The sequence below is a fragment of the Microbacterium hydrocarbonoxydans genome, assembly GCF_011752045.1.
Taxonomy (GTDB): domain Bacteria; phylum Actinomycetota; class Actinomycetes; order Actinomycetales; family Microbacteriaceae; genus Microbacterium.
In genome coordinates this window covers 92469-113436 of sequence record NZ_JAAKXW010000005.1, presented here as the reverse complement: position 1 = coordinate 113436, position 20968 = coordinate 92469, and the positions used below count along the sequence as shown (strand labels likewise).

23 protein-coding genes are annotated in these 20968 nt (G+C 71.6%); 10 read left to right on the top strand and 13 right to left on the bottom strand.

Features of this window, described 5'->3' with window-relative positions; all coding sequences use genetic code 11:
• Window positions 1-21 precede the first annotated feature (21 nt).
• The 5 genes from G6G98_RS14350 to G6G98_RS14330 all read right to left on the bottom strand — a co-directional run bounded on the left by G6G98_RS14350 (window position 22) and on the right by G6G98_RS14330 (window position 5832).
• A complete protein-coding gene (locus tag G6G98_RS14350) occupies window positions 22-1398 on the bottom strand; it encodes a DUF6716 putative glycosyltransferase (RefSeq protein WP_164234370.1) in 1377 nt (458 codons plus the stop codon).
• A 6-nt stretch (window positions 1399-1404) separates the two neighbouring features.
• Window positions 1405-2277: an N-acetylneuraminate synthase family protein gene (locus G6G98_RS14345; RefSeq protein WP_067354126.1), complete on the bottom strand. Its 873-nt coding sequence runs from the start codon at window positions 2275-2277 to the stop codon at window positions 1405-1407.
• Between the two features lie 83 nt (window positions 2278-2360).
• Entirely contained in the window at window positions 2361-3515 is a 1155-nt protein-coding gene (locus tag G6G98_RS14340; protein ID WP_164234369.1) for an acylneuraminate cytidylyltransferase, read from the bottom strand.
• Window positions 3512-4855 (bottom strand): polysialyltransferase family glycosyltransferase, encoded by a 1344-nt coding sequence (locus G6G98_RS14335; protein ID WP_164234368.1) that lies wholly within the window; start codon window positions 4853-4855, stop codon window positions 3512-3514. The genes G6G98_RS14340 and G6G98_RS14335 overlap by 4 nt, the downstream gene beginning before the upstream one ends.
• Window positions 4852-5832 carry a glycosyltransferase family 2 protein gene (locus G6G98_RS14330; RefSeq protein ID WP_208321505.1) on the bottom strand — a complete coding sequence of 327 codons (981 nt, stop codon included), beginning with the start codon at window positions 5830-5832 and terminating at the stop codon, window positions 4852-4854. Before G6G98_RS14330 ends, G6G98_RS14335 begins: the two co-directional genes overlap by 4 nt.
• Window positions 5833-5935: 103 nt before the next feature.
• On the opposite strand from G6G98_RS14330, the gene G6G98_RS14325 reads away from it, so the two are divergent.
• The 3 genes from G6G98_RS14325 to G6G98_RS14315 all read left to right on the top strand — a co-directional run bounded on the left by G6G98_RS14325 (window position 5936) and on the right by G6G98_RS14315 (window position 7500).
• Complete coding sequence (locus G6G98_RS14325) at window positions 5936-6856, top strand: hypothetical protein (RefSeq protein WP_164234367.1); 921 nt, start codon at window positions 5936-5938, stop codon at window positions 6854-6856.
• A complete protein-coding gene (locus G6G98_RS14320) occupies window positions 6853-7134 on the top strand; it encodes a DUF4229 domain-containing protein (protein ID WP_164234366.1) in 282 nt (93 codons plus the stop codon). Before G6G98_RS14325 ends, G6G98_RS14320 begins: the two co-directional genes overlap by 4 nt.
• 117 nt (window positions 7135-7251) lie before the next feature.
• Window positions 7252-7500, top strand: a complete 249-nt coding sequence (locus tag G6G98_RS14315; RefSeq protein WP_067354114.1) for a hypothetical protein — start codon at window positions 7252-7254, stop codon at window positions 7498-7500.
• Window positions 7501-7530: 30 nt separating this feature from the next.
• On the opposite strand, the gene G6G98_RS14310 is transcribed toward G6G98_RS14315, so the two are convergent.
• Genes G6G98_RS14310 through G6G98_RS14300 form a run of 3 tightly spaced genes read right to left on the bottom strand, consistent with a single transcriptional unit; the run spans window position 7531 to window position 9207 of the window.
• A complete protein-coding gene (locus G6G98_RS14310; RefSeq protein ID WP_164234365.1) occupies window positions 7531-8496 on the bottom strand; it encodes a 1,4-dihydroxy-2-naphthoate polyprenyltransferase in 966 nt (321 codons plus the stop codon).
• Between the two features lie 45 nt (window positions 8497-8541).
• Window positions 8542-8832 (bottom strand): DUF4287 domain-containing protein, encoded by a 291-nt coding sequence (locus G6G98_RS14305; RefSeq protein WP_067354107.1) that lies wholly within the window; start codon window positions 8830-8832, stop codon window positions 8542-8544.
• Window positions 8833-8844: 12 nt separating this feature from the next.
• Window positions 8845-9207: a cupin domain-containing protein gene (locus G6G98_RS14300; RefSeq protein WP_067354104.1), complete on the bottom strand. Its 363-nt coding sequence runs from the start codon at window positions 9205-9207 to the stop codon at window positions 8845-8847.
• A gap of 45 nt (window positions 9208-9252) precedes the next feature.
• Here G6G98_RS14300 and G6G98_RS14295 point away from each other — a divergent pair, with 45 nt between their 5' ends.
• Window positions 9253-10278, top strand: a complete 1026-nt coding sequence (locus G6G98_RS14295) for an ArsR/SmtB family transcription factor (RefSeq protein WP_164234364.1) — start codon at window positions 9253-9255, stop codon at window positions 10276-10278.
• A gap of 1 nt (window position 10279) precedes the next feature.
• On the opposite strand, the gene G6G98_RS14290 is transcribed toward G6G98_RS14295, so the two are convergent.
• Window positions 10280-10738 carry an Lrp/AsnC family transcriptional regulator gene (locus tag G6G98_RS14290; protein WP_164234363.1) on the bottom strand — a complete coding sequence of 153 codons (459 nt, stop codon included), beginning with the start codon at window positions 10736-10738 and terminating at the stop codon, window positions 10280-10282.
• 71 nt (window positions 10739-10809) lie between these two features.
• Between G6G98_RS14290 and G6G98_RS14285 the strand changes: the two genes are divergently transcribed.
• Both G6G98_RS14285 and G6G98_RS14280 read left to right on the top strand, forming a co-directional pair.
• A complete protein-coding gene (locus G6G98_RS14285) occupies window positions 10810-12240 on the top strand; it encodes a DUF6421 family protein (RefSeq protein ID WP_164234362.1) in 1431 nt (476 codons plus the stop codon).
• Window positions 12241-12359: 119 nt separating this feature from the next.
• Window positions 12360-12998, top strand: coding sequence for an SDR family NAD(P)-dependent oxidoreductase (locus tag G6G98_RS14280; RefSeq protein WP_067354095.1), 639 nt, complete (start codon window positions 12360-12362; stop codon window positions 12996-12998).
• Here the strand turns inward: G6G98_RS14280 and G6G98_RS14275 are convergent, their stop codons facing one another.
• Window positions 12999-14447: an MFS transporter gene (locus G6G98_RS14275; protein WP_164234361.1), complete on the bottom strand. Its 1449-nt coding sequence runs from the start codon at window positions 14445-14447 to the stop codon at window positions 12999-13001.
• Between the two features lie 91 nt (window positions 14448-14538).
• Here G6G98_RS14275 and G6G98_RS14270 point away from each other — a divergent pair, with 91 nt between their 5' ends.
• Window positions 14539-15606: a threonine aldolase family protein gene (locus tag G6G98_RS14270; RefSeq protein WP_164234360.1), complete on the top strand. Its 1068-nt coding sequence runs from the start codon at window positions 14539-14541 to the stop codon at window positions 15604-15606.
• A 155-nt stretch (window positions 15607-15761) separates the two neighbouring features.
• Here the strand turns inward: G6G98_RS14270 and G6G98_RS14265 are convergent, their stop codons facing one another.
• The gene (locus G6G98_RS14265; protein WP_067354088.1) at window positions 15762-16367 is read right to left on the bottom strand and encodes a DUF4916 domain-containing protein; all 606 of its coding nucleotides are present in this window, start codon (window positions 16365-16367) and stop codon (window positions 15762-15764) included.
• A 75-nt stretch (window positions 16368-16442) separates the two neighbouring features.
• Between G6G98_RS14265 and G6G98_RS14260 the strand changes: the two genes are divergently transcribed.
• Entirely contained in the window at window positions 16443-17096 is a 654-nt protein-coding gene (locus G6G98_RS14260; RefSeq protein ID WP_243842142.1) for an alpha/beta hydrolase, read from the top strand.
• A 6-nt stretch (window positions 17097-17102) separates the two neighbouring features.
• Here G6G98_RS14260 and G6G98_RS14255 read toward each other — a convergent pair whose 3' ends face one another.
• Window positions 17103-18377: an endonuclease/exonuclease/phosphatase family protein gene (locus G6G98_RS14255; RefSeq protein WP_164234359.1), complete on the bottom strand. Its 1275-nt coding sequence runs from the start codon at window positions 18375-18377 to the stop codon at window positions 17103-17105.
• A gap of 78 nt (window positions 18378-18455) precedes the next feature.
• Window positions 18456-18713, bottom strand: coding sequence for a hypothetical protein (locus G6G98_RS14250; protein WP_208321504.1), 258 nt, complete (start codon window positions 18711-18713; stop codon window positions 18456-18458).
• 284 nt (window positions 18714-18997) lie between these two features.
• Here G6G98_RS14250 and G6G98_RS14245 point away from each other — a divergent pair, with 284 nt between their 5' ends.
• The gene (locus G6G98_RS14245) at window positions 18998-20686 is read left to right on the top strand and encodes an ABC-F family ATP-binding cassette domain-containing protein (RefSeq protein WP_164234358.1); all 1689 of its coding nucleotides are present in this window, start codon (window positions 18998-19000) and stop codon (window positions 20684-20686) included.
• A 53-nt stretch (window positions 20687-20739) separates the two neighbouring features.
• Window positions 20740-20922 (top strand): PspC domain-containing protein, encoded by a 183-nt coding sequence (locus G6G98_RS14240; RefSeq protein WP_067354072.1) that lies wholly within the window; start codon window positions 20740-20742, stop codon window positions 20920-20922.
• Window positions 20923-20968: the final 46 nt, after the last annotated feature.

Genomic DNA, 20968 nt, shown 5'->3' with positions numbered 1-20968 from the left:
GCCGCCCCCTGCTCGGTGTCCTCACCGCCGGACCGAGTCGTGGAACGGGTTCGGCTCGAGCGTGTAGTCGGTGGACGCGTCCGCCCACGTGCCGGCATCCGTCGCCTCCCGCCGGCGTCGCACCGCCGACAGGATCCGCGTGGCCGGCACCCCTGCGGCAAGGGCGAGAGTCCCGCCGACGGAGCGGTCCTCGCGGCCGAGCACGCTCGCACGGTGCCACGCCGCATGCAGCCGCCCTCCACGGCCCGCCGGCACGCGCCGGGCCGGCAGCGACCCTGCGCGACGCAGGGCGACGAGCTGCTCCACGTGCTCCCACCACGTCGACTCCGATTCCGGGTGGAAGTAGTTGTCGCGCAGCCAGTCCGGATGCGGATGCCGGAACCGGCCGCTGACGACCTCCTGCCGTCCGCCGAGCAGCCCGCTGCCGACGAACACCGTGTTGAGCAGAGTCTTCGACACCCCGAACGAGTCGAGCGCGATCACCGGGACGCCCTGGGCCACCGCCTCGATCGCCGCCGTCGAGCTCACCGTCACGAGACCCGCGGCCGTCGACAGCGCCTCGGACATCGAGTCGTACGACACCACGAGGTTCGCCGGACGCCTGGCCGGGAGCAGTCCGGTGTACGGGTCGTGCTCGAGGTGCGTCTCCGCCTCCCCCGGCCTCGACCGCAGCTTCACGACGATCCGACGCGACGGATCGGCCTCGGCGGCCCGCACGAGCGTCGCGGCGATCTCCGCCCGCTCCTCCCGCGCGACGGGGACGAGCGCCTGCGCGGCGAACACGATGTCGGTCGCGGGCGGACGCGCGACCGAAGGAGGCCGCTCGGCCAGCGTCATCGCGGCTCGCCCCGAGGAGACCGACAGCGCCACGGCCGGCGCGAGCATCCGCGCCTTCGTCCTGGCGAACGGCAGCGTGGCGAGCGCCGTCGGCAGCTGCACGCCGATGCGCCGCCCGAGCTCCGCGAACGCGCGCTGCTCGCGGTGCGAGTGCACGACCAGGAGATCGGCGTGCCGCCGATAGTCGAGCGCCCCGCGCTGCGCGGGGATCGCCATCCCGGGAAGGCCCGAGACGGTCACCGGCCGGTGGGTCAGCGCGTCGATCACCCGGCCCATCAGCCGCACGAACGGCCCGCGGCCGGCGAGCAGCACCACATCGGGGCGCTGCGCCTCCAGCCACGGACCGACTTCGCCGAACACGACCCGCGACACGGCTGACGCGTCGAGTCCGGTGCCCGTGAGCGCCGTGCGCTCCTGCGCGGCGCTCGCGGTGAGCGGGGTGCGCACGAGCAGCAGGTGCGGACGGATGCCGGGCACTCCGCCGAGCAGCGATGCCGACCACTTCACGAACGAGTCGGCGTCGGCGATGGCGACGACGCGCAGACCGTCTGCGGAGACCATGCCGGCTCAGGCGGGGACGCGGCGGAGCTTCGCCATCGGCGCCTGCTCGCTGTCGAACACGCGCTTGACGCCGTCGCCGAGGGCCTTCTCGATCACGCGGATGTCGCGCACGAGGTGCTCGAGACCGGCAGGCTCGAGGGATGCCGCGTGGTCGGAGCCCCACATCGTGCGGTCCAGCGTGATGTGGCGCTCGACGGCGACCGCGCCGAGCGCGACGGCGGCGAGCGAGATCTGCAGCCCGCGCTCGTGTCCGGAGTAGCCGACGGGGATGCCCGGGTAGCGGTCGCGCAGCGTCGCGATGACGCGGAGGTTGGCCTCCTCGGGCTCCAGCGGGTACGTCGAGGTGGCGTGCAGCAGCACCACGCGGTCGGTGCCGAGGGTGTCCAGCGCGCGGTCGATCTGCTCGCTGGTCGACATGCCGGTGGAGAGGATGATCGGCTTGCCCGTCTCGCGCAGCGCGAGCAGCAGCTCCGTGTCGGTGAGGCTCGCGGAGGCGACCTTGTGCGCGACGACGTTGAGGTCCTCGAGGAACTCGACGCTCGGCACGTCCCACGGGGAGGCGAACCAGTCCAGGCCGAGCATGGTGGCGTGGTCGCCGATCTCGATGTACTCGTCGCGGCCGAACTCGACCCGGCGGCGGTACTCGAGGTAGCTCATGGTCCCCCACGGGGTCTCACGCGGGACGTCGCGCATGTGCTCGGGGGTGGAGATCTCCGGGGTGCGCTTCTGGAACTTCACCGCGTCGGCGCCCGCACGGGCCGCCACGTCGATGAGCCTCTTGGCGATCTCGACGTCGCCGTTGTGGTTCAGGCCGATCTCCGCGATGACGTAGGCGGGGTGCCCGCCGCCGATCACGCGCGAGCCGATGCTGACAGTCATGGTTCCTCCGGTCGTCGATTGCCTTCCCTCCTGGGTACGCGCCGAGGGTGAACACCGCGCGACAGGAGGGTTACCGGCACAGGTCAGCCCGGCAACACCCGTTCGATCAGCTCGCGCACGGCCCCGTTCCCGCCCGTGCGGCTCAGCACGACGCGCGCCTCCTCGAGGACGAGCGGATGCGCGTTCGCCACGGCGACCGGCCAGCCGACGATCCGCATCGCGGGGAGGTCGTTGACATCGTTGCCCAGATAGGCGATGTCCGCGAGGTCGATGCCGCCGTCGGCGGCCCACGCCCGCAGCGCGGTCTCCTTGTCGTCGATGCCGTGCAGCACCGGCACCTGCAGCTTGCGTCCGCGGGCCCTGACCACGCCGTTCATCTCGGTGGAGAGGATCAGCATCGGCACGCCGGCGCGGCGCAGCAGCGAGACGCCCATGCCGTCCTCGCGGCTCACCCGCACCCGCTCGTGCCCGTCGGCGTCGATGATCGCGGTGTCGTCGGTGTGCACGCCGTCGAAATCGGTGACCACGGCCTTCGCCGGGATCGGATGCGCAGGCTCGTGCAGCGCGGCGAGCGTCCTGGCGATCCGCAGCTGGTGCTCGTCGTCGATCTCGATCGCCGTCCACTCCGGCACCGCGGCGATCCGGGTCCGTCCGAAGAAGCGGTGCCCGCTCGCGCGGAAGCCCGCCGCGGAGAACACGTAGAAGGCCCCGGTCTCGAGGTGATGCGGCTCGCGGTCCTGCCGGCGGGGTCGGACCGCGGCGTCGTGGTTGATCGCCTCCGCCGCCCCGTCGCCGCCCTCCCGCCAGAGGAAGCCGTAGGTCTCCTGCGCGGAGAACACGCTGTCCGCCCTCCCGGCGCGGACCTCGGCGACGGCGTCGGCCAGCACGTCCGCGGGGATGAACGGCGAGGTCGCCTGCAGGAAGGCCACCACCCCGACGGCGATCCCCTCGCCCTCCAGCTCGTCGAGCGCGTGCAGCAGGGCGCTCTCGGAGCTGGCGGTGTCTCCGGAGATGCCGGCGGGACGGCGGATCACCCGCGCCCCCGCCGCGGCGCTGACCGCCGCGATCTCCTCGTCGTCGGTGGACACCGCGACGAGGTCGACGCCGTCGGCATCCGAAGCGGCGCGGATCGCGCGGACCACGAGCGGGATGCCGCCCACCCGCTGGAGGTTCTTGCGCGGCACGCCCTTGGACCCGCCGCGCGCCGGGATGATCGCGACCGTGCTCTGCTTCTTCATCGTCCTCGGATCGCCTTCCATGCTCGTGCCGCCCGGCGCCGCGCGCCGAGCACCGTCAGCCTCGCCTCCTCGACCCTCCCGACCCCGCCGGCCGGGCGGAGGGCGCGATCGAGCACTCCCGGTCGCGGCGCACCGGGGAGCCGCAGCGCCGCCAGCCGAGCGGGCGTGAAGTACCGCCGCCGCTCGGCCTCGTCCGCAGCACGCAGAAAGTCCTCCGCGCGCGGGCGGAGGTGCCCGGCGACCACCGGCTGCATGGCGTAGCCGACCGCGTCCACGAGCAGCTGGAGCCGCTCAGGTTCCCGGTATGGGGAGTCGTCGCGGGTGAGCGCATCGACGATCGTCGCGGGGATGCGGTTGCTGTTCTCGAACGGCTCCAGCCGCCGCAGCACCGAGGCGGTGCCGGCGGCGCCGATCGGCGTGCCGAGCAGCGCATGCACCGTCGGCAGCGCCGTCGAGAAGCCGGCGACGACGGCCAGCACGCCGAGCCGCTCGGCGAGCAGCTCGGCGGCGAGCGCGCCCCGGTATTCGGCGAACTCCACGCCGTGCCGCTCCGCGCGCCGGCGCACGGCATCCGTGATCAGCGGCGGAGCAGAGGGATGCGGCTTGAAGACGATCCGCTGCGGAGCCCAGTCCATGGCCCGGTCGATGAGCTCCCCCTGGAGGGCGATCTCCTCGGCGGGCGTCACGAGTCCGAGCGCCGAAAGGTACTGTCCGAGCACCAGCACGGTGGGCGTGCCGTCGGCGAGCGTCCCGGCATCGTCGATCGCGGTCTCCTCGAGCGCGGCCCGGAACAGGTCAGGCGGCACCGGCACGGTCGTGGCGTGCGGAGAGGCGACCAGGGGCGTCACCCCCGGGACCACGTCGGCGTGCACGACCCGGCCGATCCGTGCGGCCACCGTGTGGCTGAGCTTCACCCGCATCGGCGACCAGGTCATCAGCCCGTCGCCGATGATCGTGATGCGGGCGCCGGGGAACAGCGACATCAGGGTGCGCGCGGGGGCGACCTGCGGGCTCTGCACGAACAGCTCGAGATCGCGCGGATCGAGACCCCACGCGCGCGTGAGCAGGCGCCCGAGCACGGGCAGCTCGGCGTCGCGCGGCTTCCAGGAGCTGGGATGCAGCGCGCCGAGCACGGCCTCCAGCTCCTCCACCCGGTCGAACCGGCCGCGCAGCGACCGCAGCGCCGGGTCGGCTGCGATCCCCAGGGCGGTCTCCGGCACCCGCGCGGAGTTGAACGGCACGAGGATGCTCTCGCCCTCGCCGTCGAGCAGCCCGCCGTCGAGGGCGGCCGCCACGGTGGCGAGCCCGTAGGCGCTGTGCAGCGCGAAGATCCGGGTCATGCCGCGCTCCCCCGCTCGCGCAGCAGCGAGGCGAGCACCCGGCGTCGCGGGCCGTCGAGCCGGCGCACCACCCCGGGGACCGCGTCGGCGGGCAGACGCCGGATCAGCGCGCGGATGCTGCCCCGCATCTCCGCACGCAGCGCAGGGGTCATCCGGCGGGCGCGGACCAGGTGACGGGAGCTGAGGGCCAGCGCCGTCCAGGTCGCCTTGGGCAGGAAGCGCTCCGCCTCGGCATCCTGCTCCACGATCTCGATCACCGCCGTCATCGCCCTCGCGAAGTCGAGCTGACGGCGGTCGCGCACCTGCGTGAGCGACGACGCCACCCCGCGCCGGTACAGCAGAGCCGGCGCGTCGACGACGGCGAAGGAGCGCGCCTTCAGGTGCAGCCGCCAGATCCAGGGGCGGTCCTCCGCGGTGAACAGTCCGGGCGGGAACTCCGCGAGTCCCTCGTCCAGAACCCTGCGGTGGAACAGCCCGGCCCAGGCGAAGGGGTAGTCGACCATGGTCGGCTCGTCTTCGGGCAGGATCGCCTCGCGCGGGGACACGACCCGCTCCCGCCAGGGATGCGGAGCGCGCACGAGCGTGCGCCGGCTGGCGTTCACGGTGACGTGGTCGGTGCGCAGGAAGTCGCATCCGAGCTCGGCGAGTCGCGCCGTCAGCACCTCGAGGCGCCGCGGCTGCATCCAGTCGTCGCCGTCCACGAAGCAGAACGCGTCGCCTTCGACGTGCGCGAGCCCCTGGTTGCGGGCGCTCGCGAGGCCCGCGGGGCGCGGGTTGCGGATCACCTCGGCGGCTCCGAACCGCTCGGCGTAGCGACGCATGAGCTCCCCAGTGCCGTCGCCGGAGCCGTCGTCGATCGCGACGAGCTTCACCGCCGACGGATCGGCGAACTGACGGGTCAGGGTCTCCAGGGTGGTGCCGATGTAGGCACCCGCGTCCTTGGCAGGGAGGATGACGGTGACGAGCGGGGCGCGCATGATGCCACGGATGCTGTCACGCGATCGTGGCCGGCCGGGGACGCCGAGGTGAACGCGGGGTGTCCTGGTCCGGCGCCCCGCACGCATGGACCACGATGGGAGGATGCTCTGGCCTCTCGGAAGGATGTGGCGCGCGCCGCGGCGGAAGCACGGCGCCACGACCGACCTGCGCTGGCTCAGCGCACGGGCCTGGACGACGAAGTGGTACCCGCAGGGCATCGACGTCGGCGTCCGCGACGGACGCCGCACCCTCGCGGTGAGCTGGTTCCGCCAGGACCGCGGCCGGCGGCACCTCGCCTCGCGGGTGACCTTCATCGACCTGGAGCGCGGCCGTCGCGTCGACGTCGCCCTCGCGCTGGAGGAGGACGGAGAGCTCGTGCCCGCGCCGATCCACGCCGGCGGGGTCGCGTGGTTCGGCGATCGGCTCTTCGTGGCGGCGACCGGCCGGGGCATCTGGGAGTTCGACCTCGGCGGCGTGAGCCGCCGCACAGGCGCCGAGGCGCGGCGGGTACGGGCCATGAGCCGCCACTGGCCGTGGTCGACCGCCCGGGTCGCCGTGCGCACCAGGGTGCATCCGATCGATCTGCGCTGCTCCTACCTCGGCCGGGTGTTCGACGCGAGCGGGCGGCCGCTGCGGCGCGTGCTCATCGGCGAGTACCGCACCGACGACCGCGGCCGGATCGCGGAGTTCACGGTCCCCGACGGCCCGCTGGGCTCCTTCGAGGAGATCGACCGCTTCGCGCCCGGCATCCGCTCCATGCAGGGGGCCGTGCGGTGGGGCCCCCGGCTCTTCGTCTCGCAGTCCGACGACCTCCGCCCCGGCACGCTGTGGACCGGACGGCGGGATGGCCTGGCGCCGGCATCCGTCCCGCTGCCCGCCGGGTGCGAGGACCTCGCCCTCGACCTCCAGGCCGGGCTGCTCTGGTCCCTCGGCGAGCATCCCTGGCGGCGCGTCGTGCGCGGAATCCCCCTCGACCGGCTCGGAGCATCCGCAGAGGCCGGCGAACGTAGACTGGACGGGTGAAGCCCGCACCTCTCCTCGTCTACTCCGTGCTGCGGCTGCTGGCGTTCCTCGTCCCGCTCGCGATCATGTGGTTCTTCTTCCCGATCTTCCGCGAGCTCTGGTGGCTGGCCGCGATCTTCGCCGCCCTCATCGGAATGAGCATCTCGATGCTGTTCCTGCGCGCCCCGCTCACCGACGCCTCCGCGCGTCTGCACCAGCGTCGGGAGAGCCGCGGCTCGTCCGCGCAGGCCGACGCGGATGCCGAGGACCAGGCGATCGACGGCGGCAGCGCCGCCTGAGCCGCGCGGACCGGACCGCGCTCCCCAGGAGCGAAGGGACCTTATGCCCGTCAGCGCTCCCGCCTCCCGCGCACACTGGCCCTGATGGCCGCGCGGCCGTCGAGAGGAGACGGAGCGATGATGTACGGAACCGGTTTCGGCTGGGGTTGGATGTGGGTCGGCGGCGTGCTGATGCTGCTCATCCTGATCGCGCTGGTCGTGCTGATCGTGCGGCTGTCGGCCCCGGGGGCGACCTTGGGTCCGCGCACGCGGGAGAGCGGAGCCGCAGATCAGGCGCGCCGGATCGCCGCGGAGAGGATGGCCAGGGGCGAGATCGCCCCTGACGAGTTCCATCGGATCGTCGGCGCGCTGGACGAGCATCGCTAGCGCGGAGCCGATGATCCCGCCGGCCCCTGCTCAGCCGACGAAGGCCCAGAACAGCGCGCCTGCGTAGAGCAGCGATGTCAGCGACGTGAGCGCGAGGGCGATCACGAGTTCCCGCGGCTGCCGGTACGTCCACACGATCAGCACGGCCGGGAGTCCGGCGAGCAGGGCCAGCAGGCACAGCCAGGCGATCGGGAACAGCAGTGCGAGGAACACCGCGATGCCGAACGGTGCGAGCACGAACAGCGTGAACAGCACCTGCGTCGCCCGCCTGCCGATCAGCACGGTCAGGGTGCGCTTGCCGACGAGACGATCCTGGTCGATGTCGCGGAGGTTGTTGGCCAGCAGCACCGCGCAGGCGAAGAGCCCTGCGGCGATCGCGCCCAGCCAGGCCTGCTGCGGCAGCGCGAACACCTGCACCCAGGTGGTGCCGAGGGTGGCGACCAGCCCGAAGAACACGAACACGAAGACCTCGCCGAGCCCGTAGTACCCGTAGGGCCGCTTGCCGCCGGTGTAGAACCAGGCGGCGACGATGCATGCGGCGCCGACGGCGAGCATCCACCACTGCCCCGTGCGGATCACGATCGCGAGTCCGACCGCCGCGGCGAGCGCGAAGAACGCCAGCCCGACGATCAGCACCGTGCGCGGCTTCACCCGTCCGGAGGCGGTGAGCCTCGCGGGCCCGACCCGCTGCGCGTCGGTGCCGCGGATGCCGTCGCTGTAGTCGTTCGTGAAGTTCACGCCGATCTGCAGCAGCACCGCGACCGCGAGGCACGCGAGCGCGATGACCCAGTGGAACTCCGGCCCGGTGCTGCGGGCGGCTCCGGTGCCGATGAGCACCGGAGCGATCGCCAGGGGCAGCGTGCGCAGACGCGCGGCGCCGATCCAGTCGCCGGCGGTGACGGGGCCCAGCTCGACGACGGGCTTCTTCGCGGGGTTCCCGCTGGTACGGGACGGGGTGCGCTTGGTCTTCTTCTTACGCTGTGAGGATGCTGCCACGCAGGGAATCCTAGTGGGGTCGTCGATGAGCGACCGGCCCCCGATTCAGGGGTTGGGGTTGCTGTCCTTGCCGTCGAGCCAGAGGGTGTCCGACTTGTCGCCATGGGCGCCCGGCTTGCCGACGTGCTTGTCGCCGATCTTCGGACCTTTGAGGATGACGTGCACCATCGCCTGCGCGTGACCATGGCCGAGGCCGTAGGTCTCCTTCAGCCAGTTCAGGACGACGGTCGCCTTGGTCGAGGCGTCGAAGCCCTGTTCCTCGGCGAGCGCGATGAACTGGCGCGGGGTGAGGCCGGTCTGGGTCTCGATCTTGTCGAGGTATGCCTGGAAGGACATGCGGTCTCCTGTTCAGTCCTCGTCGAGGAACGTCTGGATGATGGTGGCCGACGCGTGGATGCCGATGATCCGCAGGGTACCGTCCCCGACGTTGGTGAACGCGTGCGGCACGAAGGCGGGTCCGGTCGCGGTGTCGCCGGCACCGGCGACGAACGTCTCCTCGCCGATGGTGATCTGTGCGGTGCCCTCGAGCACCACCCAGGTCTCGGGATAGGGATGCCAGTGCAGGCCCGGCCCCTCGCCCGGCTGGTTCTCGACATAGAAGTAGGAGACCTCGGCGCCGTGCTCGGCACCGACGAATCTGCGGCTGCGACCGGTTCCGAGGCGGATGTCGGCTGCGTGGACGACGGCTGCGGGGAGCGATGTGCTGTTCATGTCCCCAGTCTCGACAGGACGTTCGGGCACCCCTAGAGTTTCGATGTGGATCGAAACAGCCTCCCGATCGAGGGTGTCGAGCACCCGGACCACCGAGTCGAGTTCCAGCTCAGCCCTGGAGACATCGAGGCCGTGCGCTTCGGCGTCTCCCCCGGTCACGAGCTCGCCCACGCCGTCCGCGTGCTGCTGCGACCGGCGCAGCATCCGCTGCAGTGGGGCTGGCTGCGCGCCGTGCGCGAGCGCCTGCCGCGGGAGAGCTTCGGCCTGCTCGCCGCCGTGATCGGCGACGACGGCTACATGCCCGACTTCCTCACCTCGGCCCCGCACTGGGACATGACCCCGGACGCCGAGCTCGAGGCGCTCCGTGCCGCCGAGCTCGAGCCGATGCGCGTGGACTTCGGCAAGATGGTGCTCCGATCGACGGGGGCGAGGCAGCGGGCCCTGCGCGACATGCAGGCTCAGCCCGCGAAGGCGAGGTCGATGATCGCCGACGCATGGTCGGAGGTGTGGGATGCCGCGCTCGCGCCGGTCTGGCCCCAGCTCGAGCGGCTGCTGCGCGCCGACATCGCTGTGCGCTCCCGCACGATCGCCACCTCGGGGATCGCCGGGATGGCCGACGGCCTGCATCCGAACGTGAGCTGGGGCGCCGGAGCGGTGCGCGTGCGGCTGCGCAAGCACAGCGAGCAGGTCGACTGCCACGGCAGCGGCCTCGTGCTGGTCCCCTCGGTGATGTCATCGTGGGGATGCATGGTGCTCACCGAGCCGCCGGCGCAGCCGACGCTCTTCTACCCCGCGCGCGGCGTCACCGCCGGCTGGGCGCGCGACCCCGCCGAGATCGCCGAGGCGCTCGGCGCGCTCCTCGGGCCCGCCCGCGCCGGCATCCTGCTGGATGCCGGCGTCGCGCGCACGACCTCTCAGGTCGCGCAGGATGCGGGCCTCGCAGCGTCCACGGCCTCTCACCACCTCACCGTGCTCCGCGATGCGGGGCTCATCGGCAGCGAGCGCCAAGGCAACAGGATGCTGCACCTGCGCACGCCGCTCGGCGAGGCGATGATCGGGGCGGTGCTCTGATCTAGGCGTCGCCGCCGACCGGGATGATCGGGCGGTGCTCGTAGTAGGTCTGCAGCACGACGGTCGTCCGCGTGCTCACGTTCGCGGACAGCCGGATGTCGCGGACGAGCTCCTCGAGCGCGCGGGGCGAGGGCACGCGGACGAAGAGCATGTAGCTCGCGTCCCCGGCGATCGAATGACACGCCTCGATGGCCTCGAGATGCTCGAGCAGCTCCGGCGCGTTGTCGGGCTGCGCGGGATCCAGCGGGGTGATCTCGATGAAGGCGGAGAGCGGTGTGCCCACCTGCTCCGGGTCGAGGATCGCCCGGTAGCCGGAGATCACGCCGCGCGTCTCGAGGCGCTTGAGCCGCGACTGCACGGCGGAGGAGGAGAGACCGACGGCCTCGGACAGCTGCGCGAGGGTGGCGCGCCCGTCCCGGGAGATCGTGGTGAGGATCGCGCGGTCGACAGAATCATCCATACATGGAATAATATCTGTCAGACCCGGTTCATGCCGGAAATTTTCCACCAACCTCACGATCGGAGGGTCCGATGTCCATCATCACCAGCACGTCCCAGGCCATCATCGGCGAGCCCGAGGTCGTCGAGGACGCTGCGACCGCCGAGACCTCCGCCGCCTGGGCGCAGCTCAAGGCCGCCGCGATCGCGATCCGCGAGCTGCAGGTGCAGGACGGCTCCATCCCGGACGCCGCGCGCCACGCCGCCGCCCGCGAGCTGGTGTCCGCGATCACCGCCGGCATCCGCGCCCTGGCTCCCGCCTTCCCGCACGACGCCGAGTACCTCGCAGCGTCCATCAGGGACTTCGACCGCTGGGCCGCCGAGGGCTTCGGCGTGCCGGACTTCCTCGACTCGCTCGTCGCGTTCCAGCCGCAGCAGCACCGCGTCGACGGCATCCGCCACCTCGTGATCTTCCCGATGTACACGCAGAACGGCTCGAGCGACCGCCTCGTCGAGGCGCTCATCGTCGAGACGATCTGGCCGGAGTTCATCGCCGAGCTCGAGGCCGGCGACTACGGCAACAAGCTGTTCGTCTCGCTGCGCCTGGTCGACTTCACCCCCGGCTACGACACGAACTCCGCCGTGCTCTTCCCGGAGACGGTCGCGATGCGCGAGATCCCGTCCTTCACCTGGGGCGCGATCTTCCAGGACCGCGAGGCCGCCCGCTACCGCCGTGTCGTGCGCGCGGCATCCGAGATCACCAACCTCGACCTGCCGGAGCGCGCTGCGGCGATGCTCGACGACCAGTCACTGGCAGAGCGCGCGTTCGTGATGTGGGACATCATCCACGACCGCACCCACATGCGCGGCGACCTGCCGTTCGACCCGTTCATGATCAAGCAGCGGATGCCGTTCTTCCTGTACTCCCTCGAGGAGATGCGCTGCGACATGACCGCTTTCCGCGAGTCGGTGAAGATCCAGCGCGCGCTGACCGCGCGCGTCGAGGCCGGCGAGGAGCTGACCGCCGCCGAGCAGGAGATGCTCGAGCACGCGCCGCTCGTGCAGTACGCCGTGATCTTCGACCGGATCTTCCGCTTCGCGATCACCGGCAACCGCACCCGCAACTACGACGCGGTCGGCGGTCAGCTGCTGTTCGCCTGGCTGCACCAGCGCGGCGTGCTGCACTGGACCGACACCGCTCTCGCCTTCGACTGGGAGAACGTGCCCGACGCCGTCGTCGCCCTGGGAGATGCGATCGACGACCTGTACTGGCACTCGATCGACCGCCCGAAGGTCGCGCACTGGCTGGCTGCGTACGAGCTCGTGCGCAGCGTGCTCACGCCTCACCCGGCGTCGAAGTGGGCCCGCGGCCTGTCCGACGAGATCCTCGCCGGCGCACCGAAGGGCTACACGGACGCGGTGATGGACGACGAGTTCCCGCTGTCGATGTTCTTCGAGACCCTCGACAAGAAGATGAAGCCGGTCATCGAGTCGACTGTCGGCATCCGCGGCACCGACGACTGACACACACACGGGCGCCCCGATCTGCGGAGCCGGTCCCGATCTGCTGACGTTTCCTGGAGAATCGTCCGCAGATCGGGTCTCGGTCGGCTGATCGGGGCGCACTGGTCACGGGAGAGAGCATGAGCCTCAACGGACGCACCATCGTCCTCGCCGGCGCGACCAGCGCGTCCGGCCTCGCAACCGCCTCGGCCCTCGCGGCCGCGGGCGCCCGCGTCGTCGCGACCGGCCGCTCCGCCTCGCGACTCGAGCCGCTGCGCGCGGCCGGGGCCGAGGTCGAGGTCGCCGACGCCACGTCGCTCGACTCCATGACCGCACTCGCAGAGCGTCTCGGCGCCGTGGACGCGGTCGTCCCGCTGGTCGGCGGCTGGCGCGGCGGCGGCGGTCTCGCCGGGCAGTCGGATGCCGACTTCGAAGCGCTGCTGCCGGCTCTGCAGGCCGTGCGCGCGACCAGTCGCGCCTTCGACGCCGCGCTGCGAGCCTCGGATGCGGGGCGCTTCGCGATCGTCTCCTCCACCGCCGTGGGCCGCCCGCTCGCCGGCGGTGCCAACTACGCCGCGGTGAAGGCCGCGAGCGAGGCCTGGGCCCGCGCGGTGGCCCAGGGCTTCGCCAAGGCGGCACGGGATGCCGAGGAGCCGCTGCGCGCGGCATCCGTCGTGTTCCGCGCCAAGGCTCTCGATCCGGAGACCCTCGCGCCCGCGATCCTCAGCCTGTGGGACGCGGATGCCGCCGAACTGAACGACCGCGTCATCGATCTCTGATCACGTGCCGCCCGTCCGGCCGTCGTCTGCGGGCTCGCGGACGGGGACGTCCGCACGCCCTCCGCGAGCCGTCACCGGATCGCTGCCCGCATGTCCGTGCGGCTCCTGCCCCTCGGCAGGCCCATCGATGTCCTGCTCCGGCGCGTGCGCGTACAGATCCGTGAGCTTGCGGTAGGAGCGGGTGAAGAAGGCGAGTCCTCCGGCGACGACCATGATGAGTCCCGCGAAGAGGCAGATCAGCGCGATCCCTCTGGCCTGGCCCTCGCCGAGCAGCCAGCCCCACTGCGCGTCGCCCTCGGGGCTGCGCATGAACGGGATGATGAGGAACTCGGCGATCGGCGCGATGAGGAACGCCGTGATCGGGGCGGCGGCCGCCTCCATCGCCGCCGCGACGCCGAACACCCGCCCCTGACGGTCGAACGGCACCACCTTCTGGATGATGGTCTGCTCCGCGGCCTCGGCGGGCGGCACGAGCGCCATGTACATCCACATGCCGATGACGAACAGCGGCCACCACTCGCGGATCATGAACACCGCCCCGAGCACCCCCATCGCCATCACGATGATCAGCAGGGTGCGCATCGGCTTGGCACCGAGTCCGAACTTCGCCACCAGCCCGCCGCCGATGAGGAACCCGGTCGAGGCGAATGCGAGCGCGAATCCCCACATCTGCGCGTCGAACAGGGTGAGGCCGTACGGATCCATCAGCGCCATGTACACGCCGCCGATGAGGTTGTTGAACGTCGAGAAGATGATCAGCGCGAACAGGCCGGGAGCGAGCCTGATCGCCGTCACGCTGCCGCGGAAGTCCAGGGCGCTGGACGCGTTCGGGTCGGGCTGCGGGGTGCCCTCCGGGATGCGGATGAACAGCAGGTGCACGAAGGTCAGCGCCATCGCGACGATCGCGATCGCGAGCGTCCAGCCCATGCCGAGGAAGCCGATCGACAGGCCGGAGAACACGCTCGTGACGAGGAACGCGAGGCCCTGCACCGTGCCGACCAGGCCGTTCGCGTTCGCCCTCTTCTCCTCCTCGACGAGGAGCGTCACCGTGGTCGACAGCGCGATGTTGCGCAGCTGCTCGATCACGCCCCCGAACAGGATCACCGCGGAGAACAGCCAGAACCACGGGCCTCCGAGATCGAGCAGAGCCGCCTCAGGCTGCCACAGGTAGAGACCGCCGGCGATGAGGAAGGCGACCGCCGAGATGACGCTGGACAGCAGCATCACCGTGTGCTTCCGGTGCCGGTCGACGATCGTGCCGAAGACCATCGCGAAGAACGCGATGAAGAGCATGTAGGCGCCGCCGATGATGCCGGTGGCCAGCACCGACTGCGTCTCGATGTACACCCAGAACGTGAGGGCGAACCAGAGGAAGCTCGTCGTCACGTTGGCGATGAGCGTGTTGAGGAGGACGTTCCCGAAGGCGGCCTTCGCAGCGGTGCGTTCCATGTGTCCGAGGGTAGGACGGGCTTCCGACATCCGGAACCCCACCCTGCTCGCGGCCCCCGGGCCGGCGGCGTCCGCCGATTAGAATCGTGTAGTGACTCTTCAGCATGACCCCGCGATCCGGGGCTTCGCATCCGACAACTACTCCGGCGTCCACCCCGAGGTGCTCGCCGCCATCGCCAGGGCCAACGGCGGCCACCAGGTGGCATACGGCGAGGACGCCTACACCGCACGTCTGCAGGAGGTCTTCCAGCAGCACTTCGGCGAGGGCGTGCAGGCGTTCCCGGTCTTCAACGGCACCGGCGCGAACGTCACCGGCCTGCAGTCGATGCTCCCCCGCTGGGGCGCCGTGATCGCGGCATCCACGGCCCACATCAACGTCGACGAGGGCGGCGCTCCGGAGAAGATCGGCGGCTTCAAGCTGCTGACCGTCCCCACCGATGACGGCAAGCTCACCCCCGAGCTCGTCGACCGCGAGGCGTGGGGCTGGGGCGACGAGCACCGCTCGCAGCCGCTGGTGGTGTCGATCACGCAGTCCACCGAGCTCGGCACGCTGTACACCGCCGAGGAGATCAAGGCCCTCGCCGACCACGCGCACGAGCGCGGCATGAAGCTGCACCTCGACGGCGCCCGCATCTCGAACGCCGCAGCCGCCCTCGGCCTGCCCTTCCGCGCCTTCACCCGCGACGTCGGCGTCGACGTGCTCAGCTTCGGCGGCACGAAGAACGGCGCCATGCTCGGCGAGGCCATCGTCGTGCTCAACCCGGAGGCCTCCGACGGGCTCATCTACTCGCGCAAGTTCAACATGCAGCTGTCGTCGAAGATGCGCTTCGTGTCGGCTCAGCTCATCGCCCTTCTCGAGGGCGACCTGTGGCACCGCAACGCCAGCCACGCCAACGCGATGGCGCAGCGCCTGCGCGGCGCCATCGAGGCGGGCCTCGCCGACGGCTCCATCCAGGGCGTCTCGTTCAGCCAGCCGACGCAGTCGAACGGCGTCTTCGCGACCCTGCCCGACGGCGTCGCCGACCAGCTGCGCGAGTCGTTCCGCTTCTACGACTGGGATGCCGCGCGCAACGAGGTCCGCTGGATGTGCGGCTTCGACACCGAGGAGGCCGACGTCGACGCCTTCGTCGCCGAGCTGGGGCGCCTCACCACCGCCTGAGCGACCTCTTCCGCGAGCATCCGGTTCCGGAGCAGCTGCCTCCGCCGACGCCCCATCTGAGCATCCGCGCCCCACCTGAGGTGCGTCTGCCGGGTGGGGCGTCGGCGTTCAGGTGGGGCGTCGGCACACGGTGAGCGGACGCTGCGAGCGCAGAGCTACCGGAGCAGGCCGAGGTTCGCGAGGGCCTGCCGGATGAGGGTGCCGCGGCCGCCCTCCATCTCGGCGGCGACGGCGTCGGAGCCGGCCGCCTCTGGCGAGAACCAGGTGACCTCGAGGGCGTCCTGACGCGGTTCGCATGTACCGGTGACCGGCACCACGAAGGCCAGCGACACGGCGTGCTGGCGGTCGTCGTGGTATGCGCTGACGCCGGGGATCGGGAAGTACTCGGCCACCGTGAACGGCAGCGGCTGAGGCGGCAGCAGCGGGAACGCCATCGGTCCGAGGTCGTTCTCCACATGCCGGAAGAGCGCGTCGCGGATCGTCTCGCCGAAGCGCACCCGGCCCGACACGATCGTGCGGGTCATCTCGCCGAGCGGGGTGGAGCGGAGCAGGATGCCGATCTCGGTGACGACGCCGGAGCCGTCGGTGCGCACGGGGATCGCCTCGACGTAGAGCATCGGCAGGCGGCGGCGCGCCTCCTCGAGCTCGACATCGGTCAGCCAGCCGGGGTTGGCACTGGGCGCCGGCGGCTGCGGATCCCCGAACCCGGGGATGCCGTCGTCGTCGGGTTCCGGATCGGGATCAGGTGTGCGGACCGCCATGTGTCCTTTCTACCAGCCGGGTCGCCGCTGCGGCACCGGCATCGCGGTGTCGGCATCCGCTGGCAGGATGGGAGCGTGAGCGAGATTCTGACGATCGACGACGCCGCGACCCGGTGGTCGCCGGGCGAGCGCGCACGGATGCCGCTGCTGGTGCTGCTGCACGGCTACGGCGCCGACGAGCACGACCTGTTCGGACTCAGCGCCTATCTGCCGGAGGGCATCGCCGTGGCCTCCGTGGCCGCGCCCCTCACTCCCCCGTGGCCGATGCCGGGGCGCTCCTGGTACCCGATCGAGGGTCTCGACGGGCGCAGCTCGGCCGCCGTGACCGCGGCCGCCGAGGCGCTGCTGCGCTGGCTGGACATCGCCGCGCCCGACGCCCCCTCCGTCGCCCTGCTCGGCTTCTCGCAGGGCGCTGCGGTGTCGCTGCAGGCGCTGCGCCTCGCTCCGGAGCGTTTCGGCGCCGTGGTCGCGCTCAGCGGCTACGCCGCTCCCGGCGACCTGCCGGACGACGAGGTGCTCGCCGCGCTGCGCCCGCACGTGTTCTGGGGCCGCGGCACACATGACGACGTCATCCCGCCCGCCCTGATCGCGCACACCGCGGAATGGCTGCCCTCGCACGCCGACCTCACCGGCCGGGTCTACACCGGCCTGACCCACAGCATCTCCGAGGAGGAACTGGCGGACGTGCGCCAGTTCCTCACCCGGTGGCTGGAGAATGTGCCGGCCTGAACCGCGTCAGCGCTTCGCGCCGGGCACGTCCGCGTCGATCCAGACCAGCCGGTGGTCGCTGGACGGGAACGGGTACGTGCCGGTGAGCGCCGAGAGCGGGTCGGCGGATGCCGGCCAGAAGACCCCGGAGTCGAGGATGCGGATCTGCCGGCTCGGCAGCACGTAGTCGACGCGCAGGTTCCCCGGAGGCTCGGAGAAGTCGGCAGTGTCCTGCGCCGGGTCACCGCCGTGGGCGAGGTTCACGCCGCCCTGCAGCTCGGCGGCCTCCGCCCCGCCCTCGCTCGCCGGCACCGAGCCGGTGTTCACCTTCGGATGCTCGAGCAGCTGATCGATGGCGCCATCGGTGGAGTCGCCGTCGTTCGGGTCGGCGTTCTGGTCGCCGGCGATCACGAACAGCGATCCGCCCTTCAGCCCGCCGCCCTGGCCGGCATCGTCGGTGATGTAGTCCGCGGCCTTGCCGCCCGAGATGTAGTCGGCCCAGAACCGGATCTCGTCGTGGTTGCGTCGGCCGTTGCGGTCCTCGGCGCCGTCGAAGGTGGGCGGGGTCGGGTGCGAGACGAGGAAGTGCACCGTCTTGTTCTTCGACACCCGGATCGGCACGTCCCAGTGCGACTTGCTCGACAGCGGGAACTGGGCCAGCTCCTCCGGCGAGTACCAGTCGGCCGGTGCATCCGTCGCCGGGTCGTCCGGCAGCAGCGCGCCGGGCATGTCCGCCCAGCGGAAGTTCCGGAACGTGCGGATCGCATCCTCGTCGATCGGCAGCTTCGAGTAGACGGCCATGCCGTACTGCCCGGAGAAGAGCCCGAAGCCCCAGGCGTCGTCCCCGCCGCCCACGGTGCCGTTGTTGTTGAGGTCGAACCCGCTGGGCACGCCGGTGTTCACGGGAGCGGTGTACCGGTACGGGTACTCCACCGGCGCGGCGTCGCCGTGCGCGACGGAGAGGTAGTTCTCCTGGAACAGCCGCAGCGCCTCGCCGCCCGCGTCGTAGTCGAACTCGTTGATGAGCAGCACGTCGGGGTTCGCGCGCTGGATGATCTCGGCCACGGCATCCGCCTGGGCATTGCCGGGCTCCGACAGATCGGCCACCAGGGCGCCCTCGGCGCCGCGGTTGAGGGAGGCGTTGAACGTGGCGAAGCGCACGTCGCCCACGCTAGCCGGGGCAGGCGACGGCGGCGAGGGCTGATCGGCGAGCGCCGGCGCGGCGGTCGCCGACGCACCGGCGGTGAGGAGCAGTACGGCGGCGATCCCGGCGACGCGGGCGCGGCGATGCGTTCTGGTCATGCCGGCACTGTAGACCCGGAACGTGGACCAGGGGTTAACGATCTGCGGAGGACAGGACCCCGGCTCAGCGCTCAGCGCTCAGCGCTCCGCGCCGTCGGCTCCGTCGCCGGAGGAGGCATCCGGCCCCTCTTCGCCGCCCCTCCGTCGCATCCGGCTTCCGGCGGCCGTGAACGCCACCATCATGGCCGTGCCGATCGCGATGCCGATCCCGATCCCGAGCCCCATGTCGTCGAGGGCTGAGCCGAGGGCGACGCCGACTCCCATGCCCACCGCGAGCCCCGCTCCCATGCCGACCCGCTGGAGCGTCTCACCGGGATGCGGATTCTCTTCTGCCATTCCTCTACGGTACGGACGCCGCGCGTTGCCGCGCATCCGCCGCACGGCGGATCCCGCGACACGCCCGGAGGTTGCGGATGCCGACACGCCCGGGTATCGTCGTGGAGTCCTGTCCGCCGTGTCTGGAAGTCCCTTGATCTGAATCGTCGCCTCCGCGCCCCTCTTTCCGCGCGCTGACCCGACGATCGCCGACTCACGGCCGACATTCCCCTCCTTCCGAGGCGCTTCGACGTCTCCGTCCGGGGACCGGTGTCAGTGCACCCTCGCACTCGACAGGAGACACCATGTCAACACCCACCCTTCACGCCTCGGTCACGCTCGACCGCCTCACGTTCATCTGGCCCGACGGCCAGACCGCGCTCGACGCGGTGTCCGGCTCGTTCGGCTCCGGCCGCACCGGCCTCGTCGGCCGCAACGGCGCCGGGAAGTCGACCCTCCTCCGGCTGATGGCCGGGGAGTTCGAGCCCACATCGGGTACGGTCACCGCGGCCGCCGGGGTCGCCTATCTCCCGCAGCAGCTCACCCTGGACGTCGACCGTCGCGTCGCCGAGCTCCTCGGCGTCGCCGACGCCCTGGATGCCGTGCGGGCGATCGCCGCCGGAGACGTCGACCCCGCGCACTTCGACGCCGTCGGCGACGACTGGGACATCGAGGCCAGGGCCGCGGCATCCCTCGCGGAGGCCGGACTCGCGCCGGAGTTCCTCGACCGCCGGGTCGGCGAGCTCTCCGGCGGAGAGGCGGTGCTCGTCGCGATCGCCGGCATCCGCCTGCGTCGCGCGCCGATCACCCTCCTCGACGAGCCGACCAACAACCTCGACCGCGAAGCCAGGGCGAAGCTGCAGGCGATGGTGCAGGCCTGGAAGGGCACGCTCGTCGTCGTCAGCCACGACCTGTCGCTGCTGGAGCTCATGGACGACACCGCCGAGCTGTACGGACACACGCTGACCGTGTTCGGCGGGCCGTACTCGGAGTGGCGCGCCTGGCTGGACGCCGAGCAGGACGCCGCGAAGCAGGCCGAGGTCACCGCGAAGCAGGAGCTCCGCAAGGAGAAGCGGCAGCGGATCGAGGCCGAGGTGAAGCTCGCCACCCGTGCGCGCACCGCCAAGAAGGCCGAGATCGAGAAGCGCGTGCCCAAGATCATCGCGCACGGCCGGAAGATGGCCGCGGAGGTCTCGGCCGGACGCCTGCGCGTCGAGGTCGGGGCCAAGGAGGATGCCGCCCGCTCGGCGCTCGACGAAGCCGGGCGCCGCGTGCGCTCCGACGCGTCGATGAAGATCGAGCTGCCGGATCCGCAGGTCTCCCGCAGCCGCCGCCTCGCCACCCTCGGCGACGAGGAGCGGGCGTGGGTGATCCAGGGACCGGAGCGGGTCGCGCTGATCGGGCGCAACGGCGCCGGCAAGACGACGCTGCTCGAGCGGCTCGTCGCGTCGGGCGTTCACAACTCCTCAGAAACCGGCGAACACGGTGACGAGAGGTCGGAAACAGGGGATTCCGGCGCGGGTCTGAGGAGTGATGAACGATCCGCGCTGCACGCCGAGGCGCTCACCGACCGGATCGGCTACCTGCCGCAGCGGATCGACGGCCTCGACGAGGACCTCTCGGTGTTCGAGAACGTCGCCGCCGTCGCGCCGCACGTGCCCGAGAAGGAGCTGCGCAACCGGCTCGCCAGGTTCCTCATCCGCGGAGCCACGGCCGAGCGCCCGGTCGCGGCGCTCTCCGGCGGCGAACGGTTCCGCGTCGCGCTGGCGAGGCTGCTGCTCGCGGATCCGGCGCCGCACCTCGTGGTGCTCGACGAGCCGACGAACAACCTCGACATCGACACCGTCGACCAGCTCGTCGAGGCTCTCCGCGCCTACCGCGGTGCGGTGCTCGTCGTCAGTCACGACGACGCCTTCCTGCGGCGGCTCGATCTCGACCTCACGCTCGAGATCGACGCCGAGGGAGCGCTGCGAGAGGCCGAGCTCCCCGCGTGAGCCGGGGCGGTCCGGCATTCCCGGGCCGCCCCCGCTCGGGGCAGTATGGAGGCATGAGCTCTCTCGTGCGTCCCCGCTCCGACCGCGTCATCGCCGGCGTGTGCTCCGGCCTCGCCCGCCGCTTCGGCATGAAGCCCCTCACCGTGCGGATCCTGGCCGTCGCCCTCGTGCTGTTCGCCGGCCTCTCGCTCTGGGCGTACGTCCTGATGTGGATCCTCATGCCCAACGAGGAGTGACCGCGCTCCCGGCCCCGATGTCGGCGGCCTGGGCGAAGATGGACGG

Bases quoted from the DNA above. Each gene is read 5' to 3' on its own strand.
- G6G98_RS14285 (WP_164234362.1), top strand. From the start codon at position 10,810: ATGTCCATCATCACCAGCACGTCCCAGGCCATCATCGGCGAGCCCGAG.
- G6G98_RS14335 (WP_164234368.1), bottom strand. From the start codon at position 4,855: ATGACCCGGATCTTCGCGCTGCACAGCGCCTACGGGCTCGCCACCGTG.
- G6G98_RS14275 (WP_164234361.1), bottom strand. From the start codon at position 14,447: ATGGAACGCACCGCTGCGAAGGCCGCCTTCGGGAACGTCCTCCTCAAC.
- G6G98_RS14305 (WP_067354107.1), bottom strand. From the start codon at position 8,832: ATGTCCTTCCAGGCATACCTCGACAAGATCGAGACCCAGACCGGCCTC.
- G6G98_RS14340 (WP_164234369.1), bottom strand. From the start codon at position 3,515: ATGAAGAAGCAGAGCACGGTCGCGATCATCCCGGCGCGCGGCGGGTCC.
- G6G98_RS14300 (WP_067354104.1), bottom strand. From the start codon at position 9,207: ATGAACAGCACATCGCTCCCCGCAGCCGTCGTCCACGCAGCCGACATC.
- G6G98_RS14245 (WP_164234358.1), top strand. From the start codon at position 18,998: ATGTCAACACCCACCCTTCACGCCTCGGTCACGCTCGACCGCCTCACG.
- G6G98_RS14240 (WP_067354072.1), top strand. From the start codon at position 20,740: ATGAGCTCTCTCGTGCGTCCCCGCTCCGACCGCGTCATCGCCGGCGTG.
- G6G98_RS14325 (WP_164234367.1), top strand. From the start codon at position 5,936: ATGCTCTGGCCTCTCGGAAGGATGTGGCGCGCGCCGCGGCGGAAGCAC.
- G6G98_RS14330 (WP_208321505.1), bottom strand. From the start codon at position 5,832: ATGCGCGCCCCGCTCGTCACCGTCATCCTCCCTGCCAAGGACGCGGGT.
- G6G98_RS14350 (WP_164234370.1), bottom strand. From the start codon at position 1,398: ATGGTCTCCGCAGACGGTCTGCGCGTCGTCGCCATCGCCGACGCCGAC.
- G6G98_RS14255 (WP_164234359.1), bottom strand. From the start codon at position 18,377: ATGACCAGAACGCATCGCCGCGCCCGCGTCGCCGGGATCGCCGCCGTA.
- G6G98_RS14290 (WP_164234363.1), bottom strand. From the start codon at position 10,738: ATGGATGATTCTGTCGACCGCGCGATCCTCACCACGATCTCCCGGGAC.
- G6G98_RS14280 (WP_067354095.1), top strand. From the start codon at position 12,360: ATGAGCCTCAACGGACGCACCATCGTCCTCGCCGGCGCGACCAGCGCG.
- G6G98_RS14265 (WP_067354088.1), bottom strand. From the start codon at position 16,367: ATGGCGGTCCGCACACCTGATCCCGATCCGGAACCCGACGACGACGGC.
- G6G98_RS14250 (WP_208321504.1), bottom strand. From the start codon at position 18,713: ATGGCAGAAGAGAATCCGCATCCCGGTGAGACGCTCCAGCGGGTCGGC.
- G6G98_RS14315 (WP_067354114.1), top strand. From the start codon at position 7,252: ATGATGTACGGAACCGGTTTCGGCTGGGGTTGGATGTGGGTCGGCGGC.
- G6G98_RS14345 (WP_067354126.1), bottom strand. From the start codon at position 2,277: ATGACTGTCAGCATCGGCTCGCGCGTGATCGGCGGCGGGCACCCCGCC.